The organism is Streptomyces sp. YS-3 (assembly GCF_045257485.1).
Taxonomy (GTDB): Bacteria; Actinomycetota; Actinomycetes; order Streptomycetales; family Streptomycetaceae; genus Streptomyces.
In genome coordinates this window covers 1-10,742 of sequence record NZ_JBJHPC010000224.1, presented here as the reverse complement: position 1 = coordinate 10,742, position 10,742 = coordinate 1, and the positions used below count along the sequence as shown (strand labels likewise).

8 protein-coding genes are annotated in these 10,742 nt (G+C 73.0%); 7 read left to right on the top strand and 1 reads right to left on the bottom strand.

Annotated elements, in window-relative coordinates; genetic code table 11:
* The first annotated feature begins 463 nt into the window (after positions 1–463).
* Positions 464–3,331 (top strand): M4 family metallopeptidase, encoded by a 2,868-nt coding sequence (locus ACJA3G_RS19255; protein ID WP_406554250.1) that lies wholly within the window; start codon positions 464–466, stop codon positions 3,329–3,331.
* Positions 3,332–3,440: 109 nt separating this feature from the next.
* On the top strand, positions 3,441–3,917 hold the full coding sequence (locus ACJA3G_RS19250; RefSeq protein ID WP_406554249.1) for a MarR family winged helix-turn-helix transcriptional regulator: 477 nt from the start codon (positions 3,441–3,443) through the stop codon (positions 3,915–3,917).
* Between the two features lie 45 nt (positions 3,918–3,962).
* On the opposite strand, the gene ACJA3G_RS19245 is transcribed toward ACJA3G_RS19250, so the two are convergent.
* Positions 3,963–4,754: a hypothetical protein gene (locus ACJA3G_RS19245; protein ID WP_406554248.1), complete on the bottom strand. Its 792-nt coding sequence runs from the start codon at positions 4,752–4,754 to the stop codon at positions 3,963–3,965.
* Between the two features lie 378 nt (positions 4,755–5,132).
* Here ACJA3G_RS19245 and ACJA3G_RS19240 point away from each other — a divergent pair, with 378 nt between their 5' ends.
* The 5 genes from ACJA3G_RS19240 to ACJA3G_RS19220 all read left to right on the top strand — a co-directional run bounded on the left by ACJA3G_RS19240 (position 5,133) and on the right by ACJA3G_RS19220 (position 10,613).
* Positions 5,133–7,787 carry a nitrate- and nitrite sensing domain-containing protein gene (locus ACJA3G_RS19240; protein ID WP_406554251.1) on the top strand — a complete coding sequence of 885 codons (2,655 nt, stop codon included), beginning with the start codon at positions 5,133–5,135 and terminating at the stop codon, positions 7,785–7,787.
* Positions 7,784–8,269, top strand: a complete 486-nt coding sequence (locus tag ACJA3G_RS19235; protein ID WP_406554247.1) for a roadblock/LC7 domain-containing protein — start codon at positions 7,784–7,786, stop codon at positions 8,267–8,269. Before ACJA3G_RS19240 ends, ACJA3G_RS19235 begins: the two co-directional genes overlap by 4 nt.
* Positions 8,266–8,664 (top strand): DUF742 domain-containing protein, encoded by a 399-nt coding sequence (locus ACJA3G_RS19230; RefSeq protein WP_406554246.1) that lies wholly within the window; start codon positions 8,266–8,268, stop codon positions 8,662–8,664. Before ACJA3G_RS19235 ends, ACJA3G_RS19230 begins: the two co-directional genes overlap by 4 nt.
* Positions 8,645–9,289 (top strand): GTP-binding protein, encoded by a 645-nt coding sequence (locus ACJA3G_RS19225; RefSeq protein WP_406554245.1) that lies wholly within the window; start codon positions 8,645–8,647, stop codon positions 9,287–9,289. Before ACJA3G_RS19230 ends, ACJA3G_RS19225 begins: the two co-directional genes overlap by 20 nt.
* Before the next feature lie 88 nt (positions 9,290–9,377).
* Positions 9,378–10,613, top strand: coding sequence for a styrene monooxygenase/indole monooxygenase family protein (locus ACJA3G_RS19220; protein ID WP_406554244.1), 1,236 nt, complete (start codon positions 9,378–9,380; stop codon positions 10,611–10,613).
* Positions 10,614–10,742 lie beyond the last annotated feature (129 nt).

Genomic DNA, 10,742 nt, shown 5'->3' with positions numbered 1-10,742 from the left:
GTTCCGGGTCTGTGCACGGGCATTGCGTGCCTCCGAAAGGCGAGGGTGGGGGGGGGTGTGCCAGGGGGATCGACATGTCGTTGTGGACATGTCATACGGGAGAAGCTACGCACGTAGACCGTGACGCGAAAGAGCCTGTCCGACTGTCATTGGCCCAGGCCTCTGGCGAGGTGGCCGGGGCGGTCGCGAGCTGGGCCGACCGGTCCGGGCCGCAAGTAACTTTCAGCCGTGGGCAGTTGAGCGCCGGGCGCCGCCGCCCGGCCGTGCCGCCCGGCTCCCGGCGGATGCCCCGGGTCGCGTTCACGCCAAAGCTCCCCTGCCGACGCGGAGGCCCCGTTGAGGAGTTCGGGCCCCACCGGCTTGCATGGCCATGACCAGTCGGCGCCCACCGGCGCCACCGGCCTCCCGCGCGGCCGACGCCGTCCGCGGGAGGCGACCCGCATCGGCCCGTGGAGGAACGACCTTGCACAAGCCCAGAGCAGGCAGAGCCGGAGCAGGCAGCACCCGGGGGAGCAGGACGGCCGGTTCACCGGCCCGGGGCGCGGGGGCCGTCGCCCTCCTCGGGGCCGCCGCCCTCCTCGCCACCGCCGTACCGGCCGCTCAGGCCGTACCCGCGCGGCAGGTCCCGGCCGCCGACGTGGTGCCCGGCGCGGGCACCGAGACGCCCGCCCTCGTGGACGGCCTCCACGAGAGCGCCGACGCGAAGGCCGCGCCCGCCGACGCGGCCCGCCGCCACCTCGCCGCCAAGGAGAGCCGCTACCGGATAGCCGACCCCGGCCGCGACCTCACCCCCGTCCAGACCCTGCGGCAGGGCGCGGACGAGACCGTACGGCTCCAGCAGCGGCACCACGGGGTCGAGGTGCTCGGCGGCCAGTACGTGGTGCGGATGGAGAAGAAGGACGGCAGGCGCGTCGTCACCGGCACCTCCGGGAAGTACTTCACCGGTCTGACCACCACCACGACGGCGACGGTCACCCAGGACCTCGCGGTGCGCCGGGCCGTCTCCTCGGTCGCCGCCCGCCTCGGCGGCGCCACCCTCGGCAAGAAGGACGTCCGGCCCGCCGGGAACGCGAAGACCAAGGCCGCCGCCGCGCTCAGCGGGCGGGCCGGGGGCCTGGTCGTCATCCCCCGGGGCGCCGGCGTCCTCACCTACCGCGTCACCGTGCGCGGCACCGACACCGCCACCGGCCGGCCGGTCCTCCAGGACGTGTACGTCGACGCCCGCGCGGGCTTCCCGGTGCTCCAGTACAGCCTGATCAGGACGCTCACCGCGGACCGCCCCGCGCGCCCGGCGGCGAGCGGGGCCGCCGTACGGCAGGCACCCGCCGCCGGGCCCGGCTCCGCCACCAGCGGCACCGGCGTCCGCTCCAACGGCGACCGGGTCCCGCTGGAGGTGGCCTTCGACGGGAGCGCCGGGCAGTACAGCCTCGTCGACTACGCGCACATGGCGGCCACCAGCAAGAACACCCTGCACACCTGGGACGCCCGCGCGGTCGACGTCGACGACGCCTCGGGCCGCTGGCCGGACGGGCTCAAGGAGTTCACCAACCCGTCCCCCGACTACAGCGGCGACGCGACCGAGTCCGGCGCGGTCGACGCCCACTGGGCGGCCGGCCAGGTCTACGACTACTACAAGAAGGTGCACGGCCGCGACAGCCTGGACGGCCGCGGTATGACCATCAACTCGCTGGTGGGCGTCACCTACGCGGGCGGCCCGTTCGTCAACGCCTTCTGGGACGGCCAGAAGATGGTGTACGGCGCGGGCGACGACCAGTACCGGACGCTCTCCGCCGACCTCGACGTCGTCGGCCACGAGATGACCCACGGGGTGGTCGAGAACACCGCGAACCTGGTCTACGCGGGTCAGTCCGGCGCCCTCAACGAGGCGCTGGCGGACTACTTCGGCAACGCCATCGACGTCACCGCGAGCGGTACGAAGATGGACGACCCGGACTCCGGGCTCCTCGGCGAGAACCTGTGCCGCACCGCCAAGCCCCGCGACTGCGCCTTCCGCGACCTCAACGACGGCCGTACCACGGCCAAGGACTACCTGGGCGTCACCTTCTCCACCGACAACGGCGGCGTCCACCTCAACTCGACGATCTTCTCCGGCGCCCTGTGGGACATCCGCCAGGACCTCGACCCGAAGGACCCCTTCCTCGCGGACCGGCTCGTCTACAAGGCGCTCTCCACGTACATGACCCCGCTGGACGGCTACACCGAGGCCCGCGACGCGGTGGTCGCGGCGGCCAAGGACATGGGGCTGTCCGCCAGGCAGCAGAACGTGGTCAAGCGGTCGTTCAGCGCGCACGGCATCGTGCCCGGCTGGGAGAACGCCCTCGGCGTCGACTCCGACCGCCTCTTCGGCAAGCTCAACACCACCGGCACGGGCACGGCCGCGGGCGGCGGCTGGTGGGCCACCTCCCGGTCCAACGACGACGGCACCGAGGCCTACTCGGTCTACGCCGGACGCGTCGACGGCAGGGGCGCGCCCAAGCTGATCAGCCCCAACGACGGGCGCTACCACGTGTATCCGGCCACCGACGGCAAGACCGTGGTGTGGGCGGCGTTCGGCACCACCAGCGTCGACATCCTCTCCCGGCCGCTCGCCGGCGGCCCCGTCAAGACGCTCCACACCTCGTCCACCACCGTCCAGAACCTGCGGATCGACCACGGCACGGTGGTCTTCGAGGAGTTCGACACCTTCGGCGGACGGCACGTCGGCTTCCTGCGGCCCGGCGACCGCGAACCCACCCTGGTGGACGGCGGCAAGCCCGAGCTCGGCAGCGCGCTGCCCTCGGTGAGCGACGGCAGGATCGCCTACGCCAAGCTCTACACGAGCGGGGACGACTACAAGCTCGGCGTGGAGACGTACGACCTCGCCACCGGCGGCACCAGGCTCGTCCAGCAGCTCGGTGAGCCGCAGGCGATCGGCCAGACCGGGATCACCGGCAAGAACGTGTTCTGGCTGGTCGACGAGAACCTGGCCGACCAGGGACAGCTGGCGGTGCGCCGCGCGGACCTCGACGGCACCGGCGCGGTGGACCTCCAGGCCGAGGCCGGGCCCGGCGCGCTGTTCCCGTTCGACCTGACGGCGTCGGACGACGCGGTCACGGTGAACAGCACGCCGCCGGACACCCAGTACCGCAACGAGACCCTGCCCAAGCTGTGGCAGCTGAGCGCCGACGGCACCCGCAGGGAGCGCCTGTCCTGCAACCGCGGGGAGCAGCTGTACCCGTCCGCCGCGGGCGGCCGTCAGGTCGTGTGGCTGGACGGCACCACCGGCTGGACGGACCTGGTCACCCGGGAACGGCCGGCCGGCACCTGCTGAACGCCCTCCGGGCGCGACACGTGATTGAGCCAAAGGGCCCCCGGCGCACGACGCCGGGGGCCCCGGCCACAGGGGACTGGGAAATACTGTCCCGTCCAGGCAGCGTGGAATGGGAGCTGATGTGCACGGTCCGGACCAGGAGTTTCTCGCACTCGAACGCGAGCTGGCGGTCTTCCTGAGGCGTGCCAGGGCATCTTCCGGCGAGATGGCCCGCGCGGTCCATCCCGAGCTGGAGGCCGCGGCCTACGGGCTGTTCGTACGCCTGGAGGAGGGCGGCCCGCAGCGGGCCACCGAACTCGCCGCGTACTTCGGCGTGGGCAAGGCGACCATGAGCCGCCAGCTGCGCGCCCTGGAGGACCTGGGTCTGGTGGCGCGCGAGCCGGACCCGGCCGACGGGCGCGCCTCGCTGGTGCGCCTCACCGAGGAGGGTTTGGACCGCTTCCGCCGGGTCCGCGACGCCCGCCGCGCCCAGTACGTCACCAAGCTGGCCGACTGGGACCGCGGGGAGATCGCGGAGCTGGCGAGGCTGCTGCATCAGCTGAACGCGAGGGCGGACATGCAGGAGCCGGGCGCCCCGCGCCCCTAGGGCCGCCGGGAACCGCACGACGCGCCCCGGCTCCGCAGCCGCGGCTCAGAGCTCGACGTACACGGCGGTGGCGTCATCGTGCGTCTTGCCGTGCCGCAGATACGTACGGCCGGCGTCGGCGTCCGCGCGCTCCAGCTCCCGCACCCGGTCGATCAGGCCCCGCGGGCCCGCCTTGGCCGTCAGCGCCAGACAGTCCGCCCAGTCGCCCTCGCGGAAGGTCTCCACCCACCGCGTCGCGCCGTCCGTCAGCGCGGCCAGCGCGCGCACGTCCCGGGCCGGGGTACGGCCCGTGACCGCCAGAGCGGCCACCGAGGGGTCCGCGGCAGCGGTGAAGAAGCCGCCCTCCTTGTTGCGGGCGCGGGCGTCGGCCACCTCGTCCGAGACGAGCAGGCCGGCCGGCAGCCGGTCGAGGCGGTCGTCCAGGACGGCCCGGACCACGCCGTCCGGGGACTCCAGGAGCAGCGCGGAGTCGGAGAGCACCAGATGCTCCACCGCCTCCTCGTCCCAACGCGCCAGGACCACGGTTGCCTGAGGGGTGCGTGGGTGAGAAAGGTCACAGGTGCCCCGATGGGCGTCGGCGGTGCGCCGGATGGACTCCGCGAGGATCCGGGTCAGCGGCAGGTCACGCCGCGAACCGGACAGTTCGGTCAGGGCGCCGCCGAGCCGGGCGGTGAACCAGGGCACGTCGTGCACACAGTCGCCGTTGCCCGGCGGCGGGGTCACCCCGTCGAGCACCACCAGCACCCCGCCCCGTCCGGCGGCGGGCAGCGCGGTGGCGGCCCAGTCCTCGTTGGGGCGTGCGGGGTCTCCGGGGGCCGTGGCGAGCTCGATGCGCATGGAGCCAGTCTGCACGACGCCTTCACACCGCCCCCATGACGGCCAATTGGCCTGGACCAGTTGACCGGTGGGCGCCCCGCGGCCCTGGCGGGAGGCCCGGGGGAAAGCTGTGGGCGGGCATCCTGCCAAAGCCCGCGCGGAAGTTCCAACCGGCCTCCCACACGAGCGGGGGCGGCCATTCCGCGGGAGTTGAAGGCCAACTCCTGAGTGTTGTTCACTCGTTCGGGTGGCGGAGTGGATGTTGCATGCCTCCTTCCCAAAACCACTGGAATGGTCGGAAGCCGTGCAGAGGTGGGAACGCGTCGCACACGACGCACGAGACGCATGACCGGTCGTCACCTCGGCTTCATGGTGGACGAGTCAAGATTGAGAGCACCGGTGCAGAACAAGCGGCCTCGGGGCAAGGACGGCGAGACCGTCAAGGGCACCGAGCGCGCCACGACGGAACCCGCCGCCGGGCGCCCCGTGCGCGTACGGACCCGGCTGGTCACCTCGGTCGCCCTGGTCTCCCTCACCGTCCTGGGGGCGGGCACCCCCGCGCTGCTCACCGCCTCCTCCAACCTCAACGAGTCCCAGCGCCTGGTCACCCTGGCCGAGCTCGACCAGCAGGCCGTCACCCTGGCCCACGCCCTCGCCGACGAACGCGACGACGTCACCGCCTACATCGCGGGCGGGCGCGACCCGCGCAAGGACGCCGCCCTCAAGGACCGCGCCACCCGCGTCGACCGCCGCGTCGACGAGATCCGCGCCACCGCCCCCGCCGCCCTCGGCCGCGACCTGGCCACCGTGCCCTCGCTCCGCCGCACCGCGCTGACCGGCAAGGGCACCGCCCTGGAGGCGCACCGCACCTACTCCGACGTCATCACCAAGCTGCTCGGCCTCGCCGACGAACTGGCCGCCAAGACCCCCGCGCGCGCCGCCGGCGCCGGCCGCGCCCCGGCCGACCTCGGCCGCGCCGTCGAACAGGCCTCCGCCGCCCGGGGCCTGCTGGTCGCCGCGCTCTCGGTGCCGCAGAAGGCCACCACCCCGGTCTACGACCCGATCACCGGGCGGTACGTCCAGAAGGACACGGGCGACGGCGAAGAGGGGCGCACCCGGGACGCGTTGAGCGCCGCCGGGCAGCAGGCGCGGGTGCGTGAGCAGTCCGCGCTCGCCGACTTCGACCAGGCCGCCCCCGCCCCCGCCCGCGAGAAGCTCTCCACCACGGTCACCGGCCCGGACGTGGACGCGGCCGAACGCTATCTCGCCCGCCTCACCGACCAGCCGCAACTCAGCTCCGCCGACCGCAGGCTGGGAGCCGACAAGGTCGCCACCGCGCTCACCGCCCGTATCGACCGGATGCGCGGCACCGAGTCGGCGCTCGCCGCCGCCGAGGTGAAGCGGTTCGAGTCGCTGCGCGACGACGACGTGACCGCACTGGAGCTGCGGGTCGCGCTCATCGGCGCGCTGCTGCTGCTCGCCGTCGGCATCTCCTCCGCCACCGCCCGCAGCCTGACCCGGCCGCTCGCGGTGCTCCGGCGCGGCGCGGCCCGTCTCGCCGGCGACCCCGAGACGCGGGAGCCGGTCCGCTTCACCGGCCGCAACGACGAGTTCGCCCAGGTCGTACGGTCCCTCAACACGCTCCACGACCGGCTGCGCGAGCACGCGGACCGCGCCGACACCCTCGGCGCGCACCTGGACGAGGCCCGCGCGGAGCAGGTCGGCCTCGCCGCCGAACGCGCCGAACTGACGGCGTCCGTACGGGAGCTGACCACGCGGCTGGAGCGGGCGCGCGGGACCGTGCAGCACACCTTCGTCAACCTCGGCCTGCGCAGCCTCGGCCTGGTCGAGCGCCAGCTCGGCATCATCGAGGGCCTGGAGGAGCACGAGCAGGACCCGGAGCAGCTCGCCACGCTCTTCAAGCTCGACCACATGGCCACGGTCATCCGCCGCCACGGCGAGAACCTGCTGGTCCTCGCGGGCGCCGAGCACCACCACAACCACCCCGGCCCGGTCCCGCTCGTCGACGTCCTGCGGGCCGCCGTGAGCGAGATCGAGCGGTACGAGCGGGTCGTCATCCAGGCCCTGCCCCCGCACGCCCAGGTCGCCGGGTTCGCCGCCGACGACCTCAGCCACCTGGTCGCCGAGCTCCTGGAGAACGCCACCTCCTTCTCCCCGCCGGACGCGCAGGTCCAGCTCTCGGGCTGGCAGCTGGAGAGCGGCGAGGTCATGCTCTCGGTCCAGGACGAGGGCATAGGCGTGAGCCCGGCCCGCCGCACCGAGCTGAACATGCGGCTCGCGGACCCCTCCTCGTACGAGCCGGGGGAGCCCGGCACCGAGTCCGGCGGGCTCGGACTGCATGTCGCCGCGCTGCTCGCCCGGCGCCACGGGGTCCGGATCGAGCTGCGCGAGCAGAAGCAGGGCGGTCTGGCGGCGGTGGTCGTGCTGCCCGAGGCGATCCTGCCGAAGACGCCCCCGGCGGCGCCGCCGCACGTGGTACCGGCCCAGGGGGACGCGCCGCGCTTCACGCTGCCGGGCGCGCTGGCGGAGGCCAACTCCAATGTGCTGCCGGAGCGGGCGGAGCGCACGGCGCAGATCCCACTCCCGGCGCGGGCGCCCGAGCCGGCGCAGGAGCAGGAGCCGGAACCGGCCGACGCGGAGCCGGAAGCGGAGACGGAAGAGCACGGGCGGGTGGACGAGCCGACGTTCGAGATGCGCCTCCCCGCGACCCAGCCCGAAGAGACGGAGCCGCGACCGGAGCCGGCGACGGAGCCCGCCCCCACCGTCCCCGCCCAGCGCGTCACCGACAAGGGCCTGCCCAAGCGCACCCCTAAGGTGGTCAAGCAGGGCCCCGCGGCCCCCGCACAGCGCAAGGGCGGCACCGAGATGGCCGACGCGCTCCGGCGGCGGCTCGGCGGGTTCCAGCAGGGGGCCCTGGAAGGCCGCAGGCACGCCGAGACCGAGATCCAGGAAGTACGGGAAACACCGAGCGAAGACGAGAAGAAGACCCAGACGCCACAGACGGGGGAGACAGTCGAGGAGGCACGCAGTTGACCGCGACCGGCACCGGCACGTTCGGACTGAGCAGTGAAGCCCGCAATCTGCACTGGCTGCTGCGGAACCTGGTCGAGGAGGTGCCCGGCCTGCTGTCGGTGGCGGTCGTCTCCTCCGACGGCCTGCTCCTGCTCTCGTCCGACCCGGACCAGCGGCAGACCCGCACCGAGCCCCGCGCCGAGGGCCCGCGCGGCTCCAGCGCCGACCTCGCCACCATCGTCTCCGGCATCGGCAGCCTCACCCACGGGGCCGCGCGGCTCATGGACGGCGGCGGCGTCAAACAGACCGTGGTCGCGATGGAGGAGGGCAGCGTCTTCGTCATGTCGATCAGCGACGGCTCCCTGCTGGGGGTGCACGCCACCCCGGACTGCGACGTGAGCGTCGTCGCGTACCACATGGCCCTCTTCGTCGGCCGCGCCGGACATGTGCTCACCCCCGAACTCCGCAGCGAGCTGCGCCAGTCGATGGAGGCCGTCCAGTGACCTCGTCCGCTCCCAAACTGCCGATACGCGGCGCCGGCCGCAAACCGGCGCGGGTCCGCCCGTACAGCCTGACCGGCGGTCGTACCCGCTTCGGCCACGTCCTGCTCGTGGAGACCTTCGTGGCGGCCATCGAGGCCCCCGAGGAGCGCAGGGCGCTGGGCGGGTCGCCGCTGCGGCTGATGCCGGAGATGCGGGCGATCGTGGAGATCTGCCGTGCGATGCGTACGGTCGCGGAGATCTCGGCGCTGCTGCGCATGCCGCTGGGGGTCGTCCGGGTGCTGCTGAGCGACCTGGCCGACCAGGGAAGAATCCGTGTGTACGGGACCGGGCACGGCCCCGGGCGGCCCGACCGCGCGCTGCTCGAAAGGGTCATGAGTGGACTCCGCCGCCTCTGAACTCCTGGCGCCCGCCGCACCACCGGCGCCCGCGTCCGCCGAGGAGGAGCTGCAGCCCTGGCAGCAGGACCGCACCCGGGCGCCCATCGCCACCAAGGTGGTCGTGGCGGGCGGCTTCGGCGTGGGCAAGACGACGTTCGTGTCGTCCGTCTCGGAGATCACACCGCTCCAGACGGAGGCGGTGATGACCCAGGCGAGCGAGGGCACGGACGACCTCTCGTCGACCCCGGAGAAGACCACCACGACCGTGGCCATGGACTTCGGCCGCGTCACGCTCGACGACGACCTCGTCCTGTACGTGTTCGGCACACCGGGGCAGCAGCGCTTCTGGTTCATGTGGGACGACATCGTGCGCGGGGCCATCGGCGCGGTGGTGCTCGCGGACACCCGCCGGCTCTCCGACTGCTTCCCCGCGCTCGACTACTTCGAGAGCTGCGGCCTGCCGTACATCGTGGCGGTCAACCACTTCGAGGGCACGGAGTCCTTCGAGCCGGAGGACGTCCGGGAGGCGCTGACGGTGCCGCCGCACATCCCCGTCGTGATCATGGACGCGCGCGACCGGATCACGGTGGTCGAGTCACTGCTGGGTCTGGTGGCGCACGCGCTGGAAGAGCTGCCGGAGTAGCGGACACGGCCCGCAGAAAGCACGGCCCCTTCTTCTGCCCTCCCTCTTTCCCTATTTCGTATCTGCTGACGTATCGGAGCACATTCGCATGCGGAGAATCCTGATAGTCGGGGCCGGTCAGTCCGGGCTCCAGCTGGCCCTCGGACTCCAGTCGAAGGGGTACGAGGTCACCCTCATGTCCAACCGCACGGCCGAGGAGATCCGCTCCGGGCGGGTCATGTCGACGCAGTGCATGTTCCACACCGCGCTCCAGCACGAGCGGGACCTCGGCCTGAACTTCTGGGAGTCCCAGGCCCCGCGCATCGAGGGCCTGGGCGTCTCGGTGGCCGCCCCCGACGCCTCCCGCCCCATCGACTGGGTCGGCCGCCTCGACGGCTACGCGCAGTCGGTCGACCAGCGCGTGAAGATGGCCGGCTGGATGGAGACGTTCGCGCAGCGCGGCGGCCAGCTGGTGATCCATGGCGCGGCCGTCTCCGACCTCGACTTCTTCGCCCGCACCTACGACCTGGTGCTGGTGTCGGCGGGCAAGGGCGAGCTGGTGTCCATGTTCGGCCGCGACGCCTCGCGCTCGCCGTTCACCGAGCCGCAGCGGGCGCTGGCGGTCAGCTATGTGCACGGGCTCGGCCCGCGCCCCGAGCACCCCGACTTCGATGCGGTCCGCTGCAACCTGGTGCCGGGGGTGGGCGAGCTCTTCGTGATGCCGACGCTGACCACGTCCGGCCGGGCGGACATCCTCTTCTGGGAGGGCATCCCCGGCGGTCCGTTGGACGTCTTCCAGGGGGTCACGGACCCGGGCGAGCACCTGTCGCTGACGCTGGAGCTGATGGAGCGCTTCACGCCGTGGGAGTACGCGCGGGCGACGAAGGTCGAACTGACCGATGCCGGGGGCACGCTGGCGGGCCGGTACGCGCCCACCGTCCGCAACCCCGTCGCCAAGCTGCCCGGCGGCGGCCTCGTCCTGGGCGTGGCCGACGTGGTCGTCGCCAACGACCCCATCACCGGCCAGGGCTCCAACTCGGCGGCCAAGTGCGCGGCGTCCTACCTCGCGTCCATCGTGGAGCGCGGGGAGGAGGCGTTCGACGAGGCGTGGATGCGGGAGACGTTCGAGCGGTACTGGACGACCGCGCAGCCCGTGGTGAAGTGGACGAACGCGATGCTGGGGGTGCCGCCGGAGCACGTCCTCCAGCTGATCGGCGCGGCGTCCGAACTCCAGCCGGTCGCGGACCGCTTCGCGAACGGCTTCGACGACCCGTCGGACTTCGAGAACTACTTCTTCCACGAGACGAAGGCACGGGCGTACCTGGCCGAGGTCTCGGGGGCGTAGCCCCCCGGGGCCGGTGGTTGTCCGCAGGTGGGGCGGGGGCTGGTCGCGCAGTTCCCCGCGCCCCTGAAAGGCTCGGCTTCACCATCGCGTTCGTCCTCGCCGGTACCCCCTGAGGGGCGCGGGGAACTG

Excerpts from the sequence above, each read along its gene's own strand:
- ACJA3G_RS19250 (WP_406554249.1), top strand. The coding sequence starts at position 3,441 with ATGGGAGCTGATGTGCACGGTCCGGACCAGGAGTTTCTCGCACTCGAA.
- ACJA3G_RS19245 (WP_406554248.1), bottom strand. The coding sequence starts at position 4,754 with ATGCGCATCGAGCTCGCCACGGCCCCCGGAGACCCCGCACGCCCCAAC.
- ACJA3G_RS19220 (WP_406554244.1), top strand. The coding sequence starts at position 9,378 with ATGCGGAGAATCCTGATAGTCGGGGCCGGTCAGTCCGGGCTCCAGCTG.